The organism is Streptomyces endophytica (assembly GCF_026153355.1).
Lineage (GTDB): Bacteria > Actinomycetota > Actinomycetes > Streptomycetales > Streptomycetaceae > Streptomyces > Streptomyces endophytica.
Map to the genome: position 1 here is coordinate 5333740 of NZ_CP110636.1, position 24101 is coordinate 5357840.

Consider the following 24101-nt stretch of genomic DNA (forward strand, 5'->3'; position numbering starts at 1 on the left):
GGCCCTCGCGGGGGCAAGCACGTCTCCACCGACGAAGCGGCCGCACAGGCCCACGAGTTCGTCACGGGGGCAGACCCACAGTTCGTCACGGGGACAGACCCAACAGTTCGTCACGGGGGAGGATCCGGCGGCCACGTACAAGCCCTGACACCGGTTCAGCCAGGCCACTCGCCGGCCGCGCGCACGGGCTCCGTAAAGTGTGGGCCATGTCGGCGGAATCCCCCCTCATACAGAGCATGCGTTCGGCCGTTGCCGCGGCGCCCGATGACGTACCCCTGCGGCTGCACCTCGCCGAGTTGCTGCTGACCTCGGGGCTCGGCGACGCCGCGGTGGGCGAGTTGGCGGTGGCACTGCAGCACGCGCCCACCGACCCCCAGGCACGGGAGTTGATGATCCGGGCCGTCACCGGCACTTCGGCACCCGAGCCCCGCGAGGCCGCGCTTCCGTCGACACCACAGCCTCCGGCACCGCAGCCCCCGGCACCCGAGCACCCGGCCGGCCCCCCGGCCCCGGCCTCCGGTCCCACCCCGGCCTCCGGTCCCCGCTTCGACTGGAAGGCCGCCGAGGACCAGGTCGGTGATGCCGTGCCGCCGCGGTTCGTGGAGGCACCGCTCAGCGTCGACGGCAGCGGTGATCCCGGGGAGGCGGCCGCCTGGGACGTGGAGCGGCCGGGAACCGTCCGGCTCGCCGACGTGGGCGGCATGCAGCAGGTCAAGGAGCGGCTGGAGGCGGCCTTCCTGGCGCCGTTGCGCAATCCGGAGCTGCGCCGTCTGTACGGCAAGAGTCTGCGCGGCGGACTCCTGCTGTACGGGCCGCCCGGCTGCGGCAAGACCTTCATCGCGCGGGCCGTCGCCGGTGAGCTCGGGGCGAGCTTCCTGTCCGTGTCGGTCAACGATGTGCTCGACATGTGGATCGGCAACTCCGAGCGCAATATGCACGAGCTGTTCCAGACGGCCCGCCGCCAGGCCCCGTGCGTGGTCTTCCTGGACGAACTCGACGCGCTCGGCGGCAAGCGCAGCCGTACGCAGAGCGCCGGTATGCGCAACACCGTCAACCAGCTGCTGACCGAGCTGGACGGCGTCGAGGCGGAGGCGAACGAGGGCGTGTTCGTGCTCGCCGCCACCAACGTGCCCTGGGACGTGGACATCGCCCTGCGCCGGCCCGGCCGGCTGGACCGGACGTTGCTGGTGCTGCCGCCCGACGCGCCGGCCCGGGAGGCGATCCTCCGCTACCACCTGCGGGAGCGGCCCATCGAGAACGTCGACCTCGGCAAGCTCGTCAAGGCCACGGACGGCCTGTCCGGCGCCGATCTGGCCCATGTCTGCGAGGCGGCGGCCGAGCACGCGCTGCTGGACTCGGCGCGTACCGGGACCGTACGCATGATCGGGATGGCGGACCTGCTGGCCGCGGCGGGGCAGATCGCGCCGTCGACCGAGCCGTGGTTTCGCGGCCGCCCGCAATGTGGCGATGTACGCGAACGACGGTGGCATGTATGACGACCTGGTGGCCTATCTGAAGAAGAGGCGCAAGCTGTGACCACAGTGCATCCGGCGGTCGAGAAGGCCCAGGCCCTCATCGATTTCGACCGCTACGACCAGGCCCTGGCCCTGCTCGCGCAGCACCTCGCCGAGAACCCCGACGACACCGGCGCCTGGATCAAGATCGGCTACTGCCATCTCAACACCCAGCAGCCGGAACGCGCCCTGGACGCCGCTGACGAGGCGCTCAAGCTGGCGCCCGGGGACTTCGGCGGGCTCATCCTGCGTGCCCGGGCGCTGACCCGGATACCCGACAGGGCCTGGCGCGAGGCGGAACCCGTACTGCACGAGGCGGTCCGGGCCGACCCGCACCACTGGCTCGGCTACGCGATGCTCGCCGACGCCGTGAGCCGGATGTCCATGGTCCGGCACGTCCGGGCGACCGGCGCCCGGGAACTCAGGCACGAGGAGATGGCCGAGGTCCTGCGGGAGGCGGCCGGCCTGGCCAGGGAGGCGCTGCGGCTGGGCCCCGAGGAGGTCTACGCCCACGAAGTCGCCCAGCAGATCGCCGACTTCTCGGGCGACCGGACGCTCGCCGAGCAGCTCAACCGCGCCATCCTCCGGATCGACCCGACCCACGCCGAGGCCCTGGCCCGGCAGACCCGGAAGGCCGCCGAGGCCCCGGGCGTCCGGGCCGCCGAGGCCGCCGACCTGTACGCCGGCGGGCTCGCCGCCGTACCGGACTCGGCCGAGCTGCAGCGCGGTCTGGACCGGGCGACGTACCGCATGCTGCGCGGGGTGCGGTGGCTCGCCCTGCTCTGCGTCGGCCTCGCGGGGGCGATGGTGGACCTGTTCGCCGTCGACGGCGAGGTGCAGCGGCAGTTGCCGCTGCCGCTCGGCCAGCGCCTGTGGTACCTCGTGCCGATGACCGCCATCTGGCTCGTCGGCGGACTGCTGCGCTACCGGCGGCGGCGCGCCGGCGTCCGGCTCAACGTGCGGTCACTGATCCACCGCCACGGATGGTCCCGCGTCGTGGTGGCCCAGGCGGCCTGGGCCGTGCTGTGCGCCCTGTTGATCGCCGAAATCCCCTGGACCGAACGGTCGTTGCCGCAGGTGCTGTTCTGGGCAGGACTGGTGCCGACGTTCGCCACGGTCTGGTTCGACCGGCCCAGGACCCGCTGACGCCACGGCGGCCTGCGCTGCTGAGCGGCCCGGCGCTCCGGCCGCCGCGGCTCAGTAGCCCGCCGGCCGCACCAGCCCCGTCTCGTAGGCGAAGACCGCGGCCTGCGTCCGGTCGCGCAGGCCCAGTTTGGTCAGGATGCGGCCCACATGGCTCTTGACCGTCTGTTCCGCCACGACCAGGCGCTCGGCTATCTCGCCGTTCGACAGTCCCTGGGCGATCAGGGACAGCACCTCGGTCTCCCGCTCGGTCAGATCGCCGGCCCGGGCCTTGAGCGGGGCCCGCGTGGTGCGGGTGACGCGGGAGAACTCGGTGATGAGCCGCTTGGTGATGTTCGGGGCGAGCAGCGCGTCGCCGGACGCCACCACCCTTACGGCGTAGGCGAGTTCGGCCGCCGAGGCGTCCTTCAGCAGGAACCCGGAGGCACCGGCGCGCAACGCCTCGTACACGTACTCGTCGAGGTCGAAGGTGGTCAGCACCAGGACCTTGACGGTGGCGCCGGCGGGTGTGGTGATCCGGCGGGTCGCCTCGATACCGTCGAGCCGGGGCATCCGGACGTCCATCAGGACGACGTCCGGGGCGAGTTCGGCGATCTTGTCGAGGGCGTCGAGGCCGTCCACTGCCTGGCCGACCACCTCGATCCCCGGCTCCGCGTTGAGCAGCACCGTGAAGCCCTGACGGACCATCACCTGGTCGTCGGCGATGAGCACGCGAATGGTCGTCACGGAATGTCCTTTGCGGGAGCCGGAGCGAGGGTCGGAAGGGTGGTGGTGGGCCGGCCGGCGTGGGCGGGAAGGTACGCGGTGACTTCGTAACCGCCGTCTGGCGCAGGGCCGGTGGCCAGCTCGCCGCCGAGCATGGCGGTCCGTTCGCGCATCCCGAGCAGCCCGTGCCCGGAACCCGGCGAACGCGGGACGGGCCCGGTCGGCGCGGAGTTGGTGATCCGCAGGGTGAGTCCCTCGTGGTGGTGGCCGAGGGTCACCCGCACCGCCGCGCCCGGCGCATGCCGCATCGCGTTGCTCAGCGCCTCCTGCACGATGCGGTAGGCCGACAGCTCCACTCCGGGGGCGAGCGGCCGCGGTGTGCCCATCGACTCGGCGGTGACCTCGACCCCGGCGTCGCGCACCTTGCCGATCAGTTCGTCCAGTCGGTCGAGGGTGGGCTGCGGGGCGCGCCGGGCCCCGTGGGCCAGAGCCTCCTCGGAGCGCAACACGCCCAGGACACGCCGCAGTTCGGCCAGCGCCTCGACGGCGTTCTCCCGGATGCCCGCGAGGTTCTCCCGCAGCTCGTCCGACGGGTTCTCGACCAGGTGCGGGGCGACCTGTGCCTGGATGGAGATGACGGACATGTGGTGGGCGACCACGTCGTGCAGCTCGCGCGCGATCCGGCTGCGCTCTTCCAGAAGGGTGCGCCGGGCCCGCTCCTCGGCGGTGAGCACCTCCTGTTCGGCGAGTTCGGCCCGGGCCACCCAGCGGCCGCGCAGCGCGGCGCCGACCACCACCGCGGTGATCAGGACCGGTACCGCGCGACCGACGTCGAAGTTGTGCGGCCGGGTGACGAAGGCGGCGCAGGCCACCCCCGCCACGAGGGTGATCACCAGCGCTTCGACCGCCACCCGGAGCCGGTGCCGGAACGCCAGCAGCAGCAACACCCCGCTCTGCGCGGTGATCCCCTCGGCCGTCCACGGGAACACCACGTCCGGGTCGACGCCCGCCTCGGAGACCCGCGCCACGACGACCATGATGAGGGTCACCACCCACCAGGCGGGCACCGGACGGACCATCGCGACGACGAGCGCCACCGCCTCGCCCCCACCGAACAGCAGGGCGTAGGCGCCGTCCATCCCTTGCCAGCCGTGGAGCGTATCCACGGCGGACACGGCCAGGAACGCCGCGGTCAGCACCCACAGCGTCCCGAACGCCGGCAGCCAGTCCAGCCAGCTGGGCCCCGGCAGACGCGGCAGCGGCGCGCCCCGCGTCGTGCACAGGTCCTCGCGCAGCGTCCGCGGCAGCCGCCGCAGCGCCCGTAGTCGCAGCAGCACCCCGAGCAGCGGCCGCCGGCCGCGCCATCCCCCCGTCCTCACGGACGTCACCTTAGACACGCCGGTCCTCCGCCACCGCGGCGGGTGGGCACTCCCCCGACGGAACGGGTGGCCGCTCGCGTACGACCCGGCCGCCGCCGCGGCGCTTCCGCCGCCCCTGCTCGTACGGGTGGAACGCCGCCCAGCACACGCCCAGCGCCCCCGCGAACACCGGCAGCCAGCCCAGCCGGGCCAGCACCCAGCCGGCCCCGTCGGGCATCGTGTGCAGGCCGGGCAGCGGGTCACCGGCGAGCAGTCCGATCGCCGTCACCGCCATCATCGCGGTCTGGTGCCACAGGAAGACCGTCATGGCCGAGAGGTTCATCAGCGCCACCGCCGCCCAGAGCGCCGGGCGGCGCAGCGCCCGCCGCAGCGGCCCGATGAGCAGCAGGGCCGCCCCGCACTGGGCCAGTCCGAAGGTGACGGCGGCGAGGGTGGGTGGGTTGAGGTTGGAGATCGCGGCACCTGGCACCCCGACCATCGACGCCGGATAGCCGCCCCACGCGACGAGCCCGGCAGTGACGGCGGCCCCGCCGACCAGCAGCACCCACCCGGTCGTACGGTCCCGCAGCCCGCCCCGCGCCCAGGCCGCCCCCAGGCAGTACGGGACCAGCCACCCCGCGGCCACATTGAGCCACCCGAGCCACCCGGGCCCGCCCAGGCCGAACCGGACCAGATCGACATGCAGCACGACGGCCAGCGGCCACAGCGGGTGCAGCCGGGCGACCAGCGGTGTCACGGCCGTCAACGCGGTGAAGACCAGCAGGAACCACAGCGGCGACAGCACCAGCTTGCCCAGCGTGTACACGGTCTCCAGCCGCACCCCGGAGGCGAGCAGCGCAACGATCACCAGGCTCCACACCACCAGTACCGCCGCGACCGGCCGGAACAGCCGGGACAGCCGGGCGCCGAGCCACCGCCCGTACGACTCGCCGCGGGCCCGGGCCGCGGCGTAACTGTGCGCACCCACCTGCCCGCCCACCAGGAAGAACACCGCCAGGGTCTGGAACACCCAGGAGACCGGGGTGAGTTGGGGCAGGAAGTGCAACGGGCTGACGGCACGCACCGTACCGCTGTCGGCGACCAGGGCGGTCACCGTCCAGTGCCCGAGCACGACCCCGAGGATGGCGAGGGCGCGCAGGGCGTCGACGGTCCGGTCACGGCCGACCGGGGTCGCCGCGTCGATCCGCCGGACGAGGTGGCGCGGGGCGGTGGTGGCCCGCCGGACGGCCTCACGCAGCACGGCGGACCCTCCCGACCGGGGCCTGCCCGTCGACGATCCGCGCGAGATTCGCCAGGGACAGCGAACCGGGTTTGAGGTAGTCGCTGTGCCCGCCCGCACCCGCCGCGAACACCCGGGCGCCGAACCCACGCGAGACCGGGTCGGCACCCAACCCAACGGTGGCGAAGGGGAGTTGGAGCTTCCCGTGCGGCACTTCCGCCACCCAGTCGTCGTCCCCGCGGCCGGCCCACACCCTCGCCCGCGTGTGCAGCCCGGCCACGCTGTCGGCCCCGGTGCCCGGACTGCCGTACAGCACGATGTCCCCCACCGCCAGCCCGCCGCGGCCCGGCCGCACACCACCGACCCGTACGAGTGGCACAGCACGGTGATCCGCACTCCCGCACCCACCGCCGACCTCAACCCGGCCACGAAGGACCGGAGTTGCGGTGCCGCGGCGATCGCACGCGCCGGCGAGACCACATCGACGCTCACCGTTGCCGGTGTCCGGTATCCCAGCCACGCGATGACGGCCGCCCGGCCGCCCAACTGCCGCCGCAGCGCCGCCGCACCGGCCCGCAGTCGTCCGTACGTGTCGAGACCGGTGTCGGAGCCCGGCACCAGCACGGCGATCCGCCCGGCCCGTGCCAGATCGCCGAACACCTCGACGGTACGGCCCCCGTCGCGGCCGTCGAAGGCGAGGAACTGCCGTGCGGGCGAGGCCATGGCCCGCAGCGCGGCGGCCCGCGCCAGGTCGCCGTGGCCGGCGGCCATCCGCTCCGCCGCCCGGATCCCGGCTCGGTTGTCGGCGTACCGCCCGGCGAGCGCCCCGGCGGTGGCCGCCCGCAACGGCGCGAGCGGGGCCGGCACCGGCGCCGGAACGGCCGAGGGCGCGCGCCGCACCGGAAACGGGCACCGCCACGGCGGAGGCGACGAGAACGGCGAGCAGGGTGCGCAGCGGACGTCTGGTGCGCGGGCGGGACGCCATGATGGTGATCGATCCTTCCGTACCGGAAGCCGGTCGTACTTCCGGTCACAGAAGCTATGGATCAGCCCTTTTGCCCCGCGTCCCGCTGGGGAGCGCATGCACCGACTGGCTCTCAGGTAGGGGAGGTACATGACTGCCGGTGAGGGGCGATCCAGCCGCGGCACTCGGCCCCTACGGCACTGCCGTCGCCTCGGCGTGCTTCCTGATGAGCTCGTAGGAACGGACGCGGTCGCGGAGGTCGTACACGGGCGTGGTCAGCATCAGTTCGTCCGCTCCGGTCTCCTCGGCCAGTCGGGCGAGCCGGCGCAGGACGGTCTCGGGTGTCCCGACGGCCTGCTGGGCGCGGAAGCCGGCCAGCGCCTGCTGTTCCTGCGGCGTGAAGGGGTGGGTGGCCGCTTCCTCGGGCGTGGGGAAGGGGATCTCGCTCAGGCCCTTGAGGAGACCGGCCTTGACGACGTTCATCGGCCCGATGCGCCACGCGGCTTCTTCCTCCGTCTCGGCGCAGACGGTCTCCACGCACACCAGCACCCGGGGGCGCTCGCACCAGCGGGAGGGGGTGAAGTCCGCCCGGTAACGCTCCACCGCCGCCCGGGTGTTGTCCGGCCGGATGTGGTGGGCGAGGGCGATCGGCAGGCCGAGGCGTGCGGCGAGTGCGGCACCTGCGGTGCTGGACGCCAGCAGCCAGGGTGCCGGCAGCGGGTCGAGTGCGACTTCGTCGACGAGGAAGGACAGGACCGCGGCCACGTCGTCCTGGTACTCCGCGTCGGTCGTCGGCCCGGCTCCGCGGCGCAGCGCCCGGGCGATGGTCTCGTCGAAGGTGCCGGGACCGCGGCCGATGCCCAGGTCGATGCGGTCCGGGTGGAGGGCGGCCAGCGCTCCGAACTGCTCGGCCAGCATGAGTGGTGCGTGGTTGGGCGCCAGCACTCCGCCCGAACCGAGGCGGATGGCCGAGGTCGCGGCGGCGGCGTGCGCGGTCAGCACGACGGGCGGGAACGCACCGATGGCCGGGGAGTGGTGGTGCTCGGCGTACCAGATCCGGTGGTAGCCCAGCCGTTCCATTTCCCGAGCGAAGGGGGCGGTGTCGCGCAGGGTCTCCTCGGGCCGGGTGCCCGTTTGGACCATCGCGACTTCCAGCGCTGAAAGGGGTACATCGATCATGACGTCAGCATAAGGACGGGTGTTCGATGAGGTGTGGCGATCCACCCGTTCGACGCCATCGGCCCGCCCGACCCGCCCCCCGGGCCGTTTTCACCGTCAGTCGCACGGGCGCCGGCCGGCCATCCGACCTACGACGGGTGCGGGAAATGCCGGCCGCCGGCGTCAAGGCGGGCCATCAGGGTGAATCAAAAGAGTGAAATGATCTCAAATCCTTCACGGGAAGCCCAAAGCTGCCGAAAGAAAGTGACAGGAGGCGGCAGCGAGCCGCCGCGATCGATCGGGAGATTTGCTTATGTCACGCTTCACGCGAGTGACGGCTATTGCCGCTCTGGCGGCAAGCACTGCGCTGGGCGGCATGTCGGCAGCGTTCGCAGACAGTGACGCGTCCGGTGGTGCCGTCGGATCCCCGGGAGTGGTGTCGGGCAACGTCATTCAGATCCCGATCCACATTCCGGTCAACGTGTGCGGTAACACCGTCGACATCGTTGGCGTGCTGAACCCGGCCTTCGGCAACACCTGCATCAACGAATCTCGGCACGTGGTGCTTCTCCGCCACGACGTCGAGCACCGTCACTTCGTGCGCCACCACGTCAAGCACGTCGAGAAGAAGCACTACAAGAAGAAGAAGCACCACAAGAAGCACCACCGTCCGGCCGGTGGCATTCACACCGGCGGCGGCGGCATGGCCGGCTAAGACGGGAGTCGTCCGGGTGTGGCCCGAAAGCCACGGCACCACCCGGGTGGTCACTGAAGCCCGTACCACAACCACCCGGGCCGGGTCGCTTCCTCCGACAGCCCTTCCACTTTCACCGGAGGAGACGGCCCGGCCCGGGCACATGTGTGTCCGGGCAGTTTTGTCAGCCCGGGCAGATATCTGCGCCCGGGCACTTTTGTGTGCCCGGGCACTTTTGTGTGCCCGGGCGGATGTGGTTTTCCCTTCCGCGCCGGAGCCCCGGTGAGCGGACGGTGAGCGTGCGGTGAGGCGGCGTCGGCAGTGTGGGGGCATCGCCGGTTCCGCAGAGAGGACCGGCCGCCGAGTGAGGGGCTGACCATGGTTGCGACGACGGGTGCGCTGGCGGGGAAGACGGCATTGGTGACGGGCGGATCGCGGGGCATCGGCCGGGCGGTGGCGCTGCGGCTGGCTGCCGAGGGCGCGTGGGTCGCGGTCCACTACGGGAGTCATGAGGAGGCGGCCCGGGAGACCGTGTCCCGGATAGCGGAGGCAGGCGGACGGGCCTTCGCCGTGCGGGCCCGGTTCGGCGAAGACGACGCGGTGGAACGGCTGTTCGAGGAGTTGACGGCCGGGCTCGCGGGGCGGGGCTGGACATCCTGGTCAACAACGCGGGCATCTCTTCGGGGAGCTCGGTGTCGCAGGTGACCCGTGCGGAGTGGGACCGGCTGCTCGCGGTCAACGTCACCGCGCCCTTCTTCGTCATCCAGCGGGCCCTGCCGCTGCTGAACGACGGCGGCCGGATCGTCAACATGGGGTCCACGGCCAGCCGGTTCGCGGTCTCCACGCAGATCGGCTACACCGTCACCAAGGCGGCGCTGGAGTCGCTGGCCCCGTCGCTGGCCAATGAGCTCGGCCGGCGCGGGATCACGGTGAACACGGTCGCGCCGGGCGCGGTGCGGACCGATCTGACCGCCGCCTACACGTCCGTGCCCGAGGTGGTCGCCGGGCTGGAGGCGATCACCGCGCTGGGGCGCCTCGGCGAGCCCGAGGACGTGGCCGACGTCGTCGGTTTCCTGGCGGGACCGCAGGGGCGGTGGATCACCGGCCGGACCATCGATGTCTCCGGCGGTACGTATCTCGGCCCGATCGTCTGACCGGTCCGGGTGGATCACCACCCGTCGGCGCTGTGGATAATCACCCACATGCGCTTCGGAATCCTCGGCGGGACGCTGATGTGGGGCGACGACGGGGCGGAGGTCTCCCTGGGCGGACCCGCGCGGCGCGCGCTGCTCACCCTGCTGCTCGTCCGGCCCGGGGACGTCGTCCCGGCCGACCGGCTGGCCGACGGCACCGGGCCGCAGGGCACGCCGTCACCGCACGCGCTCCAGTCCCAGATCTCCCGGCTGCGCTCGGCCCTGGGCGGGGCGGCGGTGATCGAGCGGACCGGGGCGGGCTATCGCCTCGTCGTCCCCGTCGACGACGTCGATGCCGGGCGGTTCGAACGGCTGGCTGAGCAGGGCCGGACGGCGCTGCGGGAGGGCGAGGCGCAGCGGGCCGCCGCCCTGCTGCACGAGGCGTTGGAGCTGTGGCGGGGGCCGGCGCTCGCCGACGCCGCCGACAGCGAACCGGCCCGGGCCGCCGCCGCACGGCTGGAGGAGCTCCGGCTCTCCGTGCACGAGGACCGGATCGAGGCCGCGCTGCGGCTGGGTGAACACCGCGCGGTCGTACCGGAGTTGCGTGAACTGCTGGACCGCCATCCGCTCCGCGAACGGCTGGCCGGGCTGCTGATGCGGGCGCTGTTCGCCGACGGGGGGCAGGCCGAGGCGCTGGTGGTGTTCGAGCGGACCAGGCGGCACCTCGCCGAGGAGCTGGGCACCGATCCGTCGGCGGAACTCGTCGGACTGCACCACGAACTGCTCAGTGCCGATCCGTCCCCCTCCCCCACCGCACCGCCCGCCCCGCTGACGGCCTTCGTCGGCCGGGCCGGCGAGGTGGCCGCGATCGCCGAACTCCTCGGCGAGGCACGGCTGGTGACGCTGACCGGGCCGGGCGGCGTCGGGAAGACCCGGCTGGCGGTGGAGGTCTGCGCGGCGGAGACCGAGCAGGTCTGCTTCATGGAGCTGGGCGCGCTGCGCGACGGCGCCCTCGTAGCGCAGGCGCTGCTGCGCGCCCTCGGCCTGCGGGAGCGGGGACTGCATGTGGCGGCCGGTGACGGGGATCCGCTGGAGCGTCTGGTCGCGGCGCTTTCGGGGCGGGTGCTCCTTCTCGTCCTGGACAACTGCGAGCATCTGGTGGAGGAGGTCGCCGCGTTGGCGGCGCGCCTGCTGGCGGCGTGTCCGCGGTTGAAGGTGCTGGCGACGAGCCGGGAGGCGCTGGGTGTCATCGGTGAGCACCTCCATCCGGTCCGGCCGCTCGACGACAAGGCGGCCGTGGAGCTGTTCACCGCCCGGGCCCGGGCGGTGCGACGCGGGTTCGTCCCCGACCCGCAGGCCGTACGACGGGTGTGCGGGGCGCTGGACAACCTGCCGCTGGCCATCGAGCTCGCGGCGGCCCGGCTGCGCACGGTCGGCCTCGACGAGCTGGCGGCGCGGCTGACCGACCGGCTCGCCGTGGCCGCGCGCGGCACGCGGACGGTCGACGAGCGGCACCGGACGTTGCGCTCGGTGATCGCCTGGAGCTGGGATCTGCTGTCCGGGCCGGAGGCGCGGGCCGCGCGGCGCTTCGCGGTGTTCGCCGAGGGGGCGGGTGTCGAGTCCGCGCTGCGGGTGTGTGACACCGACGAGGAAACGCTGGAGTCGTTGGCCGACAAGTCGCTGCTGGAGTGGGCGGGCGGCCGCTACCGCATGCTGGCGACGATCCGCGCCTACGCCGGTGAACGGCTGGACGCCGCGGGGGAAACGGCGGCGGTGCGGCAGGCGCACGCCCGGACGCTGCTCGGCCTGGCCCGCGCCGCCGATCCGTGGCTGCGCCGGCACGAGCAGCTCCCGTGGCTGGCGGTCCTCGCGGCCGAGCACTCCGACCTGGTGGCGGCCGTGGAGTGGGCCGTGGCGGCCGGCGAGACCGGGACCGCGGCGGAGCTGCTCGCCTCGGCCTCGACGTACCTGTGGATCCGAGGTGTCTCGGGTGCGTCGGCGCCGCAGGCGGCCGCGCTGCTCGACGCCGTGGGGGACGCTCCGCCGGACGGGCACGACGAGGCGTACGCGATCTGTGTGCTGCTCGCGGCCTCCGGCCCGGCGGGCCGCGAGGTGTGGCGCCGTCACCGAGTCCCGGCCGCGCGGGCGCTGGAAGCGGCGTGGTCGGGCCCCGAGCCGGGTCGCTATCCGGCCGCTCTGCTGCTGTGGATGATGCACAACGCCGGTGACGGCGACGCGCCCGCCGCCCTGGCCCTCGTCTCCGCCCAACGTGACCGCCCCGAGCCGTGGGTGCGCGCGGCCGCGCACTACGTGTCCGCCTTCGGCTCCCTCGGCAACGGGGAGAGGGAGCAGGCCGATCAGGAGTTCCGGGCCGCCGTGACGGGGTTCCGCGCACTGGGTGAGCGGTGGGGTGCCGCGCTGGCCCTGGACGCGCTGGCCGGTCTCGCGGGCGCGCGCGGCGCCCGTGAGGAGGCGCGCGCGCTCACCGGGGAGGCCCTCACCCTCGCCGAGCAGTTGGGCGCGTGGGAAGACTGCGCCGACCTGCTGGTCAACCGGGGTGACCAGCGCATCGACACCGACCCGACCGCAGCGCGGGCCGATTACGCCCGGGCCGCCGAGTTCGCCCGACGGGCCGGCAGCGCCTCGGCCACGGCGGCCACCCGGCGCGCACTGGGCGACCTCGCCCTCCTGGAGGGGACGCGGCCGCTGCGGAGGAGCTCTACGCCCAGGCCCTGGCGCAGCTCGACCCGCACTGGATCAAGGGGCTGGGCCACCGGGTGCGTGCCCTGGCCGGACTGGGACGCGCAGCGGAGGCCCGCGGCGACCGGGCCGGGGCCCGGGCCCACTACCGACATGCCGCCCGCTCGGCGTCCGTCCCCGGAGCGACCCTGCCCGACGCGCTGCGCTTCCTGGGACTGCCCGAGTCATGGATCGAGGCGGTGGGCGGAGAATGAAGGGGAAGGGGAACCAGGTGGATCTGGACGAGATGTCAGAAGCGGAGATCGAGGAGCTCAAGGAGCGCTGCCGCGGGGCTCTGGAGGTCACGCCGGACGACGCCGAGTTGCTGACGGAGCTTGCCGTCCTCGAACTCCACGATCTGCAGGTACCGCACGGTGCGGGCGTGGAACTGCTCCAACGGGCCTTCGACCTCGACCGCCGCGACTCGATGTCGTTCCACAACTACCTCAACGTACTGGCCGAGGTCGCCGATGAGGAGGAGATCGACGAGGTCTGCCTCCAGGCGATCGAGGCCGGGAACGTCGCGGCGATGTTCGAGCTCGGGGTGCGCCTGGACGAGCGCGACGAACCGGAGGAGGCCGTCCCCCACCTGCGCCGGGCTGCCGACAACGGACATGCCGAAGCCCGGAGTTACCTGGCCGCCGTGCTGCGCGAGGTCGGTGCCCAAGTCCCTGACTAGGCCGATGAGCAGCGGCCTTCGGGCCTCCGTCTCCCCGGCCTCACAGGGGTCACTCTGCTTCGAGCCACATCTCTTCCATGTGGCCGGTGGCCTCTTCGGTGTGACGCACGCGGAAGAGGGAGGAGATGCGGCCGGTGTGGTCGAGGGGCGCGACCTTCTTGAGGGCGAGATTGCACAGGCTCCGCCAGGAGAAGACGTGGGCGGCGGCGTTCAGGTCGACGTACGCGTCGGACAGTTCCGCTGCCGTGATGCCGAAGGCGGCGGCCACGTCGGCCGGTGAGCCGTCGAGATCCCAGTAGTCCTTGCCTTCTCCGTGCCAGCCGGCGGCGAACAGCCGGACCCCGTCGGGGTGGATGATCTTGTACGCGCCGTAGGTCAGCGAGTAGTCGACCGTGCAGGAGGCGATGATCACGGCGTCGGGGAAGCGCTCGGCGAGCGATTCCGCTTCCTCCTCGACGGGAAAGCTGCCGTTGCACTGCACGAGACCGGGGTCGGTGATCTCGGTGACCCCGCCCCAGCTCCCGACCCGGACCAGTTCCAGGTCCGCGCGGGTGTCGGCGGACGGGTCATCGGTCGCGGGGACGGTTCCCAGGTCTTCCAGGACCGTGTCGATGGTGCCGAAGGACGCGGCGAACCGGCGGGCCGCGACCGGGTCGTGCGCCGGGAGACCGGACGCGTCCGTGGGGGCTCCGGACCGGACGAGGGTGAGCTCGTACTCGCCGGACCGGACGACGTCGGCGTCCGGCGGGACGTCCCAGAAGGAGGATGCGGTGAGTGCGGAGTCCGTCATGGGCGTCACGATAACTTTCCCGCGAACTTGCGCTTGCACGGGGTGCGTTGGGGCGCCGGGGCCGTGCCCGGGTGGTGACCGGCACGGCTTGCGTGTCCTGTGAAGCGAATCACAGCAGCGGGCTGTCACGGTGTGCCGGTGCGGAGTGTCTCGATGGGCAGCCGAAGAGAGGAGCCGGGTGTGGCCGAGGACGCCTTCACCACGCACCGTCCGCTGCTGTTCACCCTCGCCTACGAGATGCTGGGCAGCGCGGCCGACGCCGAGGACGTGCTGCAGGACAGCTATCTACGGTGGAGCAGCGTCGATCCGGCCACGGTCGAGCATCCGCGCGCCTACCTGGTCCGTACGGTGACCCGGCAGGCACTCAACCACCTGCGCGCGGTCAAGGCGCGGCGGGAGGAGTACGTCGGCACGTGGCTGCCCGAGCCCATCCGCACCGCGCCGGAGGTGAGCGACGACGCGATCCTGGCCGAGTCGGTGTCGATGGCCATGATGCTCGTCCTGGAGACGCTGAACCCGACCGAGCGCGCGGTGTTCGTGCTGCACGACGTGTTCGGCTACACCCACGGCGAGATCGCCGCCTCGATCGGCAAGGCCGAGGCCACCGTCCGGCAGATCGCCCACCGCGCACGCGGGCACGTCCACGCGCGGCGCCGCCGCTTCGCGCCCGACTCCGCCGACAGCCGGGAGATCATCCAGCGGTTCCTGCTCGCGGCGGCGACCGGCGAAGTCCACGTGCTGATGGACCTGTTGGCGCCCGATGTCGTGGTGCTCTCCGACGGTGGCGGGAAGGTGGCCGCCGCCCGCCGCCCGATCGTCGGCCCCGCCGAGGTCGCCCGGTTCGTCTGCGGCGTGGTGCGCACCAGCACCGCCACGACCCGCACCGAGTCCGCCACGTACAACGGCATGCCCGCGGCACGGTTCGTCACCGGCGACGCACTCGACTGGCTCGTCGCGTTCGAGATCCACGACGGACGGATCACCGGCCTCTACGGCATGCGCAACCCGGACAAGCTGCACCGCGCGGACGCGGTGTGCCCACTCGACAGAGGAGTACCCAGCCGTGGAAACCGTGACCGTTGAACGCGTCATCAACGCCCCGATCGACGAGGTCTTCGCCTGGCTCACCACGACCACCCACTACACGAGCTCACCGCTGGTGCTGCGTTGCCGGCTGACCCGGCACGGCGCGGGCGCGCCCTACGGGGTCGGCGCGGTCCGCAGTCACCTCTGGCTGGTGGGCTGGTTCCGGGAGCGCATCACGCACTACGACCCGCCGTACGCCACCGAGTACGTCGTCGATCGCAGCCTGCCGCCGTCGCGGCACGAACTCGGCCGCATGACGTTCACCGAGGTCGACGGCGGTACGAAGGTGTGCTGGACCACCCGCGCCGAGGTGCGCCTCCCGCTGCTCGGTGGTCCGCTCACCCGGCTCCTCGTACGACCGATCCTCACCGGCACCTTCGGCAACATCCTCGCTGCGGCCGACGCCGCACTGACCCAACAGCCGCAACGGAACCGGGCATGACGGCCGGGGCGGCAGAACCAGGGACACGACCGCGGATATCCCCACGGTCGTGGCAGAGTGACCGCATGTCCATACCCCTCCTCGCGCCGCGACGGCGAAGACGCGTCGCCGCCGCACTCCTCCTCCTGAGCGCCGCCACGTCCCTGACGGCCTGTGGTCAGCAGCGCGTCGCGGCCGGCGCGCCGAGCACCTCCCCCGGCGCGAGTTCCCGCCCGAGCCACAGCCCGTCCGGCCCCGGCGCCTCCCCCTACGTGGAGCCCGGGGCCCACGACGGGGCCCCGCACTACCACGAGAACAACGCCGGCCGGCAATCCCGCGAGATGTCCCCGGCCGGCCAGAGGGACGCGCGGAGGGAGGCGAACCGCATCGAGCCGGTCCTCAAACGCCTCTGGAAGCAAGGGAAGTGGGACCCCAAGAGCGTCCGGGCGGCGCTGCTCGCGCTGGGGTACCAGGAGCAGCGGACCGGCGCCAAGGGGGAGCGGCTCGGCGGGAAGCTCGATGTGCGGGGCATGGAACCCCGCTTCGAGAACGACCACTACGTCACGCACGAAGGTGCCCGGATCGGCCTCCGCGTCCACAACGACGCCTGCGTCACCGCGTTCGTGCAGAAGACCAACTACCAGGTGCAGGTCAACGGACCGTATCCGGAGTCGGGTTGCTTCGAACCGCCCTTCGCGCATTGACGAACGGGGCCCCTCACTGACGAACCAGGTGCGCGGCGCGTCCTCTGCCTGCGGTACCGCGACCATCAGTTTCGCGGTGTGGTGGATGCAATCCCACTGGCCCGAGGGCAAACCGTCTGACCCGATGGCCCCTCCGGCTGCTGCCGGAGGGCCGTTGCGTGCGGAGGACGCCCGCTTCCGCCGTCAGCCGCAGGTGGGCCGGGACGGCGGGGTGGTGCCCACGTAGCGGCGCCATTCGGCGGCGGTCAGGCTGCGGCCGGCGATTCGGCAGAGGCTGTCGATCCAGGAGTCCACGGAAAAGCCCCAGGAGAGGATCTCGCCACCTTCGGTGGCGGTCCAGAGCGTGCCGGTGTCGTCGACGGAGAACTCGGTGTGCTCTCCGATACCACCCGTTCCGGACAACGTATGGGGCGGGATGGGCAGTTGGGGGCCGCCCAGCCGGTCGCCGGTGTCGGCGTCCCATCGGGTCAGGGCGCCGCTACCGGCCAGGGTGACAACCGTACGGCCGTCGTCGCTCACCGCCACCCGGCCGCCGTTCGGCTCGTCGCTCTGCCAGCTCAGCCGCCGCTCGTCCAGGTCCCAGCGGGCGAAGGTGCTCCCGGCACCGTCGAGGAACAGCGAACGACCCGTGCCGGCCAGGGCGAAGGCGTTGACCGCCTCGTCGTTGTCCAGGCGCGCCGTCTGCACCTTGCGACCGGAGGGGATCGCATAGAGGTCGACGGTCCCTTGGGGGTTCCCACCGCGACGGTACGGCCGTCGGCGCTCAGTGACGACAGCAGGGGGTCGTCGGGATCGTTCGAGCCCGGCGGGACGACGATCCGGGTGTACTGCGCCGCCGGGCCCGCGAGATGGACCGCGCCGTCCCCCGTGGTCACCACCAGGGAACCGTCCGCCAGCGGGGCGATGTGCAGGGGGACCGCGTGGAAGCCCTCCGGTCGCCCGGCCAGGATCACCGTGCGCCGCTTCTCCAGGCGTTGGCCGGTGATGGCCCATTCCTGGACCAGGTGCTCGCTGCCCGCGTAGAGCGTGCGGCCGTCGTTGCTGGGGGCGACGCAGCGGTAGTTCAAGGCATCTCCGCCGGCGATGGTGCCGTCCTGGGGGCTCCAGACGTGCAGCACGCGTTCCCATTCCGAGGTCGGCTGGTCCTCCAGCGGGTTGCTCCAGGCGATCCGGCCGCCCGGCCCGATGGCGAGCGGCGGGGCATAGATCGCGGTCTGCGCGTCGGCGAGGGAGAGGCCGTGCGCGTGTGCGGTCCGGGCCGCCTGGTCGAAGTTCCACAGCGCGGCCGTCCGGCCGTGCGCGGAGGCGAGTCTGCGGCCCGTGGCGGAGAACTCCAGCAGTCCGGGACGCCCGACACCGGTGAGTGTGCGCACCTGGTTGGGCTGCCCTGCGGTCGGACCGTCGTCACTGTCCCCGTCGACCACCGTGATGCCGGACGCCGTCCCGACGGCCATCCGCTCGGTGTCGGTCAGCGCCAGCATCAGCGCCTCCTCATTGGGGATGACGGGGAAGCTTCCGCAGGTGTCGGTGAGGGCTTCATGGCCCTTGGCCCTGGGAGGCCCGTGCTGATGAAGCGCCCGAATTTGAGATAGCCGAAGCAGTGCCCGCCCAGGGACACGGCCGGCGCGTGCTGCCCGGCCGGCACCATCATCTCCTTGCTGTCCATGATCGTGCGCAGGTCGGGCACGGTGTAGAGCGCGCCGCCCCCCACCAGGTCGCGCACCAGCAGATAGCTCTCCTGATTCTGGAAGACCACCCGGCTGTCGTGGTGGCCGGTGCTCCGCGAACGGAACCTGGTCCGGGCCTGTTCGTAGAGCGTCACCGTACCGTCCTCGTCCACGGCGGCCAGGTCTCCGGCCATGCCGAACGTCACCGAGCCCACCGCCCCCGGCATCGGCGCGAGCCGCCGCAGCTTCCTGGCCGCGAGGTCGTAGACCCCCAGGTTTCCCTTTTCGTCCCCGATCGCCAGGCGTTTGCCGTCCTCGCTGAAACCGACCGCCGTGATCCGGCCCGGCAGCGCGGTACGGGCACGTACGGTGCCGCCGTCACTGCGCCACACCGTGACCGCACCGCCCTCGTCGCCCACGGCGACGGCGGCGTCGTCCCCGCTGAACGCGAACGCACTGATGTCCTTGGGGCTGGACACCATGGCCACCAAGTACGGGCTGTCGATGGCGAGTTGGTTCAAGGCAGCGATGGCCTCGGGCGACTGCTGCATGCGGTACGCCTCGATGCCCAGCAGCGACGCCAGCCGCAGATTCCCGTCCTTGAGGTTCAGGGCCGTGGCGGCGAGCTGCCGGGAGGTCGCCAGCCGGGCCTGGCTGCGGGCCTCGTTCCGTTGCAGGACCGCGACCACCGAGGCCACGCCGGCGAGCACGGCGAGGACGGTGATGACGGCGAGCGCGCCCCGCACCAGCCGCCGGGTCTTGCGGTGCTGGGCGACATCCGCACCGATCAGGTCCTCTTTGGGACGGCCGTGCAGAGGAGCCGCCAGATCGGCCACGCAACTCTGGAACCGGGGGTCGCGGAGCGAGCCGGGGTTGTCCTCCGGCATCCAGCGCAGGTCGACCCAGCGCGGTTCGTCCGTGAACATGCCTGCCATGGTGCGCGGCAGGCAGGTGGTGCGCTCCCAGTCGAAGTCCCCGCGCTCCTGGTCCCACCCGAGCTCTCCGCCGGTGACGACGATGAGCACCTGCCGCGTCCCCCGCCCGGCGCGCCACCAGTCGATCTCCTTCCGCACCCACTGCGAGGCGGCCGACCCCGGGCAGGCCAGCAGAATGAAGGCCCCGGATTCCGCGAGCTGACGCTCGATCTCCGGCCACAGTCCCGGATTCGCGGACAGCGAGGCATTGTCGAGAAAGACGCGCAGCGCGCGTAATTGCCGCCAGCTGCGCGCGAAATTCTGCAGTCCTCGCCGCAGGTGGGCGGCCTTCGCACTGTCCGAAGCATGGTGGTAGGAAATGAAGGCGTCGTTCCGATACACCCGCTGCGGTGCCGCGTTCCCCTCACCCATTCCGGACCCCCCGTCCGTCAGACCCGCCACCGGCCCGCCCCAGGGCGCGTTGGCCGCATCATCCTCAGCAGCACAGGCGTGCGCAACGGTGCGTCTGCGGAGGCGAGTTGGATCCACCGGTGGCCACGATCCGCGTTCCCGCCCGGACGCCCCCGATCGCCTCTAGACTTCACCTTCCTCTGGTAATTCGAACTCACTCTGCGTCGCGGGGGCGGGCTGCGGATGGGCGAGGTGCGCACACTCGGGGACGAGGACTTCCCGGCGGTATTCCGGTCGGCCGACGCCGCTTCCCTGTCGGGGCAGCGGCGTTACATGAGCGGCACGAAATGGCGGCTGCTGCTGGCGATCGCCGCCGCGGTCTGTGCGGTGTCGAGCGCGGACGCCGCGGTGGCAGCGGTGCTCCTGGCGTTCCTGGCGACCGTCTACGTAGAGGTCTGGATGCTGACCGAACGACCGGAGCGGGCCTGGTACGACGGGCGTGCCCTGGCCGAGTCGGCGAAGACGCTGTCCTGGCGGTACGCGGTGGCCGGCGATCCCTTCCCGGCCGACGTGCCCGCGGAGACCGCGGAGCGGAGGTTCCACCAACGCCTGGAGGTGCTGCTGCGGGAGGCGCCCAGCGACGCCATCGTCCCGGTCGGTTCGATGGCCGCCACCGACGTCATGGCCGACCTGCGCCGGAGCCCGTTCGCGGTCCGCAAACAGGCCTATCTCGCCGGGCGCATCGCGGATCAGCAGCAGTGGTACGGGGCCAAGGCCACCATGAACACCACCCTCGCCCGCCGCTGGCGGATCGGCTTGATCACCGTCGAGGGGCTGGGCGTGCTCGCCGCCGTGCTGCGCCTCCTGGAGATCATCTCGTTCGACCTGGCCGGGGTGCTGGCGGCGGTGCTGGGCGTCTGCGCCGCGTGGTTCGCGGTCCGGCAGTACGAGTCGCTCGGCCGGGCCTACACCTTCGCGGCGACCGAACTGAGCATCGTGCACCAGCGGCTGAGCGCGGTGCACGACGAGTCGCAGTGGGCGCAGGAAGTGGCCGACGCGGAGGAGGCCATCAGCCGGGAGCACACGATGTGGCGGGCGTCCCGCGGCGCGGCGTAGCGGCGAGCGGCGCCATGGGGAGGACCCTCGCTAGTGGAGGATCTTGTCCTTCGCCCGCTGGAATTCCGCCTCCGTGATGTCGCCCTTGTTCTTGAGCTCGGAGAGTTTGGCCAGCCTGTCCACGTCCTCGGCGGGACCTCCCGCCACGTCCCGGATGTAGGCGTTCATGGCCTCCTGCTGTGCACGCGCGTGGTCGATCTCGCGTTCACCCATCTGACGGCCGCGCGCGATCACATAGACCAGCACGCCGAGGAACGGGATGACCATCACGAAGATGAGCCAGCCGGCCTTCGCCCAACCGTTCATCCGCCGGTCGCGGAAGATGTCGACGATGATGCGGAACAGCAGGACCAGCCACCAGATCCACAAGAAGATCCACATCACGGTCCAGAAGGCACCGAGGACCGGATAGTCGTACGCCAAGTACTCCATCGCTCTCTCCTGATCACCAGCCCGATCACCAGTGGTACGACCTCACCGTCGCGCGCGCCCACCGTCGGCGGCATCACCCGCTACGGGCGAACCGGTGGGTCGGGCGGGGAGTCGTCCGTGTGCGGGCCGGGCGGCGCGGCGTCGGTCTGCGGGCCGGGCGGCGTGGCATCCGGATGCGGGCCGGGCCGTGTGTCGTCCGTACGGGGGCCAGGACCGGGACCGGGGCCGGGGCCGGGGCCGGGGCCGGGACCGGGTGGGGCACCGGCCGGTGCCGGCTTCGGTGGAGCGCCGGACGGCGGAGTGGCGGTCGCGGCGAGCACGCCCAGCAGCACCAGCACGACGAGCACGATGCCGAGGACCAGGGCGACCGAGGCCGGTGTGGGGTAGTTCCACAGCACCAGGACCAGGGCACCGATCGCGATGACGATCCCGGTCGTCCAGGCCCGGTGGGCATCCAGCCACCGGCCCACTCCCCCGGTGCGCAGGCCGATGCGGGCGAGCTTTCTTCCGCCCGCGCCCGTGGTCCTGGCGGCGCCGGAGCGTATCGCGCGGGCCGGGCGTCCGGGCCCGTAGAGGTAGGCGGCGATCGCGGTGATCACGGCGACGACGAACACCGTCCAGGTGCTGTTCCGCAGGAAGCGCACCAGTGTGTCGAAGACGGCCGCCGCGGCCTGCTGGGTCTGGGCGCTCGGGGGCACCGAATCGAGGTACTGGCGGCGCGCGACCGCGAGCCCGACGAGGAGCAGGAGCATCATCACGGCGAGCCCGACGCCCGCGGTCAGCAGCGTCGCCCGGTGGGCCGGCGCCGTCCACACCGCCAGCGCGACCAGCACCAGGACCGTCACGGGCAGCCAGACACCGACGATGTCGAGCACCATCATGGCGTTCTGCGCCTGCTGCAGCTTGTCCGTCTTCAGCAGGACGATCTGCCGGTCGACGTCGGGGATGTACTTGGCCTTCTCGAAGCCGCGGTCGACGAGCCGCTGCTGGACCTTGTCCACGACGGTCCCGATGTTGAGGACCACGGTGTCGCCGCGGGCCTGAATGGCGCTGTTGCCCTCGCCCGTGAGGACCTTGACCACGGCCGCGTGGGCGCGCAGGTTGGCGGCGTCCCAGACCTTCGCGAACTCGTCACTGGTGACGACCTTGTCCACCACTTTGTGGACCGCGTCCGTCACCGCGTTCTCCAGCGGGCCGCCCAGTCGCCTGGTCTGGTTGACGATCACGGGCGGCGCGTTGCGCTGGGCGAGGGACTTCGCGAGGGCGTCGGTGACCCGTTTGACGTCGAGCTTCTTGACCACGTCGTTGGTCAGCCGATTGGTCACCGCGCTCTGGATCGCCGGATCGCGGGCCAGCGGGGCGACGGTCTGTACGTACCGGCTCGCGTCGGAGACCTGGGACTGCGCCCAGGCGGCGACGGCGCCGAGCGGGGCCAGCAGGAAGGCCAGGACGAGGAGGACGGCCGCGCAGGAGATGCGCAGCTTCCGGTGTTGCACATGGGACGCGCGCCGGAGCCGCTCGTACTCCTTGCGCTCGGCGGGGCTCAGGGGGCGGTCGCCGGCCGGACGGTCGGGGCCTTCGTCCGGACCGTCCGGGCCGGGGGTGGCGGGGGTGGCGGGGGTGGACATGCGCGGCTCCTCCCTGAACCGGCCCCTGCCTGAGGCGACCGGATGGCCGCGGGTACGTACTGCCCGGCTGCGGCCCGCAACACGGGCAGACACGGGCCGACGGAGTTCCCTCGTAGCCTGCCGCGTGCGGAGCGGGCAGCCATCACTCGTTCCAGGTGACCTTGGGGCGCTTCCGGGATGCCGGCGCATCCACTCAGGGGACTCGGCCGCCCGGCTCCGCCCTCGTTGCGGTGATCCGCGAGCCGCCGACGTTACGCTCCCTGCGACCGAAGGAGCACAGGTGAGCGGAAACGGCGGGTGGGCCGTCGCTGCGGTGGCCGCGGTCACCGGCGGGTACGCCCTCGTCTCCCGGCGACTGGCCGCACGCTCGGTATCGGCCCCGATGGTGTTCACCGCGACCGGCGTGCTCATCGGCCCGGTCGGTCTCGGGCTGCTCGATCTGGAGCACGACGCCGGGCCGGTGCTCACCCTCGTCGAGGCGGCGCTGGCGCTGGTCCTGTTCTCCGACGCCGCCACCGTCCGTTCCGAGGAGTTCCGCAGCGGCTGGTTCTTCCCCGCCCGCCTGCTCGCCGTCGGACTGCCGTTCACGATCGTGGGCGGCGCCCTGCTGGCGTGGCTGCTGCTCCCGGGGCTGAGCGGCTGGGAACTGGCGCTGGTCGCGGTGATCCTCGCGCCCACCGACGCGTCCGTGAGCAAGAGCGCGGTGTTCGCCCCGCGCATCCCGGCGGTCGTACGGCACGGGCTCAACGCCGAGTGCGGCCTGAACGAATGCCTGGTCCTGCCGCTCTTCGCCGTCCTCCTCGCCGGACTGCCCGGCACGGCGGCCGCGCACCAGGGAGTGGTGGGGATCCTGGAGCGGGTGTTGCTGCTCAGTCCCGCGCTGGGGCTGGCGGTCGGTGGCCTCGGGGGGTGGCTGCTGCGCCGGTCGCGCGCCGCGGACGCGATGACCTCTGAGTGGCGGCGCATTCTTCCGCTGGCCCTGGCCACCGGAGCGGCCGCGCTCGCGGCGGCCACGGAGGGCAGTCCCTTCGTCGCCGCCTGGGTGGCGGGGTTCGTCTTCTCGGTCGCCCTGCGCCCGCCGGCGCGGCGCGGCACCGTGCCGGAGGGCGAGGACGACACGCTGCAAGCGGCCGAGCACCTGGCCGCGCTGCTGGCCGCACTGAGCTTCCTGGTCTTCGGTGCGGTACTGCTCGGCCCCGCACTCACCCGGCTGAACTGGAGCATCATCGGCTACGCGGTGCTGAGCCTGACCGTCGTCCGGCTGCTGCCCACCGCCCTGGCGTTCGTGGGGAGCGGGCTGCGCGCGCCCACCGTGCTCTACACCGCCTGGTTCGGTTCGCGCGGTCTGCCGTCCCTCGTCCTCGGCCTGCTCGTGGCGACCGAAACGGCACCCGGTGCCCGGCCGGGCACCGTGGTCGCCGTCACCATCGGGCTCAGCGTCCTGTCGCACGGACTCTCGTCCGTCGTCCTGGCCGACCGGTACGGCCGGTGGTACGAACGGGCGGTGGCCCGCCGCCCGTCGCTGCGCGAGAGCATGACGGACCGGCTGCTGGACGCGCGCCGCCCGCCCGAGTGGAAGAGCCAGTGACCGAGGGCGTACCGGTG

At 72.4% G+C, this 24101-nt stretch carries 18 protein-coding genes and 3 pseudogenes; 11 read left to right on the plus strand and 10 right to left on the minus strand.

Annotated features, from left to right (window positions below):
- The first annotated feature begins 206 nt into the window (after nucleotides 1–206).
- Nucleotides 207–1536 (plus strand): annotated as a pseudogene (locus tag OJ254_RS23745) (ATP-binding protein).
- Nucleotides 1533–2660, plus strand: a complete 1128-nt coding sequence (locus tag OJ254_RS23750) for a tetratricopeptide repeat protein (protein ID WP_265363961.1) — start codon at nucleotides 1533–1535, stop codon at nucleotides 2658–2660. The pseudogene OJ254_RS23745 and the gene OJ254_RS23750 overlap by 4 nt, the downstream one beginning before the upstream one ends.
- Before the next feature lie 51 nt (nucleotides 2661–2711).
- Here the strand turns inward: OJ254_RS23750 and OJ254_RS23755 are convergent, their stop codons facing one another.
- From OJ254_RS23755 to OJ254_RS23775, 5 genes and pseudogenes are all read right to left on the minus strand, one after another.
- Nucleotides 2712–3383, minus strand: coding sequence for a response regulator (locus OJ254_RS23755; protein ID WP_265363962.1), 672 nt, complete (start codon nucleotides 3381–3383; stop codon nucleotides 2712–2714).
- Nucleotides 3380–4741: a sensor histidine kinase gene (locus OJ254_RS23760; protein WP_265363963.1), complete on the minus strand. Its 1362-nt coding sequence runs from the start codon at nucleotides 4739–4741 to the stop codon at nucleotides 3380–3382. Before OJ254_RS23760 ends, OJ254_RS23755 begins: the two co-directional genes overlap by 4 nt.
- Before the next feature lie 10 nt (nucleotides 4742–4751).
- Entirely contained in the window at nucleotides 4752–5981 is a 1230-nt protein-coding gene (locus tag OJ254_RS23765; protein ID WP_341483722.1) for an acyltransferase family protein, read from the minus strand.
- A pseudogene (locus OJ254_RS23770) lies at nucleotides 5971–6945 on the minus strand (alpha/beta hydrolase). Before OJ254_RS23770 ends, OJ254_RS23765 begins: the two are co-directional and overlap by 11 nt.
- 171 nt (nucleotides 6946–7116) lie before the next feature.
- Entirely contained in the window at nucleotides 7117–8103 is a 987-nt protein-coding gene (locus tag OJ254_RS23775) for an MsnO8 family LLM class oxidoreductase (RefSeq protein WP_265363964.1), read from the minus strand.
- Nucleotides 8104–8395: 292 nt separating this feature from the next.
- Between OJ254_RS23775 and OJ254_RS31730 the strand changes: the two genes are divergently transcribed.
- The 4 genes and pseudogenes from OJ254_RS31730 to OJ254_RS23795 all read left to right on the plus strand — a co-directional run bounded on the left by OJ254_RS31730 (nucleotide 8396) and on the right by OJ254_RS23795 (nucleotide 13327).
- The gene (locus OJ254_RS31730; RefSeq protein ID WP_423835942.1) at nucleotides 8396–8797 is read left to right on the plus strand and encodes a chaplin; all 402 of its coding nucleotides are present in this window, start codon (nucleotides 8396–8398) and stop codon (nucleotides 8795–8797) included.
- Nucleotides 8798–9154: 357 nt separating this feature from the next.
- A pseudogene (locus tag OJ254_RS23785) lies at nucleotides 9155–9930 on the plus strand (SDR family NAD(P)-dependent oxidoreductase).
- 48 nt (nucleotides 9931–9978) lie between these two features.
- Nucleotides 9979–13122, plus strand: coding sequence for an ATP-binding protein (locus OJ254_RS23790; protein WP_265363965.1), 3144 nt, complete (start codon nucleotides 9979–9981; stop codon nucleotides 13120–13122).
- Entirely contained in the window at nucleotides 13031–13327 is a 297-nt protein-coding gene (locus tag OJ254_RS23795) for a hypothetical protein (protein WP_265363966.1), read from the plus strand. The genes OJ254_RS23790 and OJ254_RS23795 overlap by 92 nt, the downstream gene beginning before the upstream one ends.
- A 49-nt stretch (nucleotides 13328–13376) precedes the next feature.
- Here the strand turns inward: OJ254_RS23795 and OJ254_RS23800 are convergent, their stop codons facing one another.
- Nucleotides 13377–14117 (minus strand): DUF6333 family protein, encoded by a 741-nt coding sequence (locus tag OJ254_RS23800; RefSeq protein WP_265363967.1) that lies wholly within the window; start codon nucleotides 14115–14117, stop codon nucleotides 13377–13379.
- 180 nt (nucleotides 14118–14297) lie between these two features.
- Here OJ254_RS23800 and OJ254_RS23805 point away from each other — a divergent pair, with 180 nt between their 5' ends.
- The 3 genes from OJ254_RS23805 (at nucleotide 14298) to OJ254_RS23815 (ending at nucleotide 16328) form a co-directional block, all read left to right on the plus strand.
- Nucleotides 14298–15200: an RNA polymerase sigma-70 factor gene (locus OJ254_RS23805; RefSeq protein ID WP_265363968.1), complete on the plus strand. Its 903-nt coding sequence runs from the start codon at nucleotides 14298–14300 to the stop codon at nucleotides 15198–15200.
- Complete coding sequence (locus tag OJ254_RS23810) at nucleotides 15181–15645, plus strand: SRPBCC family protein (protein ID WP_265363969.1); 465 nt, start codon at nucleotides 15181–15183, stop codon at nucleotides 15643–15645. Before OJ254_RS23805 ends, OJ254_RS23810 begins: the two co-directional genes overlap by 20 nt.
- 65 nt (nucleotides 15646–15710) lie before the next feature.
- The gene (locus OJ254_RS23815; protein WP_265363970.1) at nucleotides 15711–16328 is read left to right on the plus strand and encodes a hypothetical protein; all 618 of its coding nucleotides are present in this window, start codon (nucleotides 15711–15713) and stop codon (nucleotides 16326–16328) included.
- 557 nt (nucleotides 16329–16885) lie between these two features.
- On the opposite strand, the gene OJ254_RS23820 is transcribed toward OJ254_RS23815, so the two are convergent.
- Nucleotides 16886–17809 (minus strand): WD40 repeat domain-containing protein, encoded by a 924-nt coding sequence (locus OJ254_RS23820; protein ID WP_265363971.1) that lies wholly within the window; start codon nucleotides 17807–17809, stop codon nucleotides 16886–16888.
- Nucleotides 17809–19341, minus strand: coding sequence for a toll/interleukin-1 receptor domain-containing protein (locus OJ254_RS23825; protein WP_265363972.1), 1533 nt, complete (start codon nucleotides 19339–19341; stop codon nucleotides 17809–17811). Before OJ254_RS23825 ends, OJ254_RS23820 begins: the two co-directional genes overlap by 1 nt.
- A 222-nt stretch (nucleotides 19342–19563) precedes the next feature.
- Here OJ254_RS23825 and OJ254_RS23830 point away from each other — a divergent pair, with 222 nt between their 5' ends.
- Complete coding sequence (locus OJ254_RS23830) at nucleotides 19564–20436, plus strand: DUF4231 domain-containing protein (protein WP_265363973.1); 873 nt, start codon at nucleotides 19564–19566, stop codon at nucleotides 20434–20436.
- Between the two features lie 30 nt (nucleotides 20437–20466).
- Here the strand turns inward: OJ254_RS23830 and OJ254_RS23835 are convergent, their stop codons facing one another.
- Nucleotides 20467–20868, minus strand: a complete 402-nt coding sequence (locus tag OJ254_RS23835) for an SHOCT domain-containing protein (protein ID WP_265363974.1) — start codon at nucleotides 20866–20868, stop codon at nucleotides 20467–20469.
- An 80-nt stretch (nucleotides 20869–20948) separates the two neighbouring features.
- Complete coding sequence (locus OJ254_RS23840) at nucleotides 20949–22496, minus strand: hypothetical protein (protein ID WP_265363975.1); 1548 nt, start codon at nucleotides 22494–22496, stop codon at nucleotides 20949–20951.
- Between the two features lie 280 nt (nucleotides 22497–22776).
- Between OJ254_RS23840 and OJ254_RS23845 the strand changes: the two genes are divergently transcribed.
- On the plus strand, nucleotides 22777–24084 hold the full coding sequence (locus OJ254_RS23845; RefSeq protein ID WP_265363976.1) for a cation:proton antiporter domain-containing protein: 1308 nt from the start codon (nucleotides 22777–22779) through the stop codon (nucleotides 24082–24084).
- Nucleotides 24085–24101: the final 17 nt, after the last annotated feature.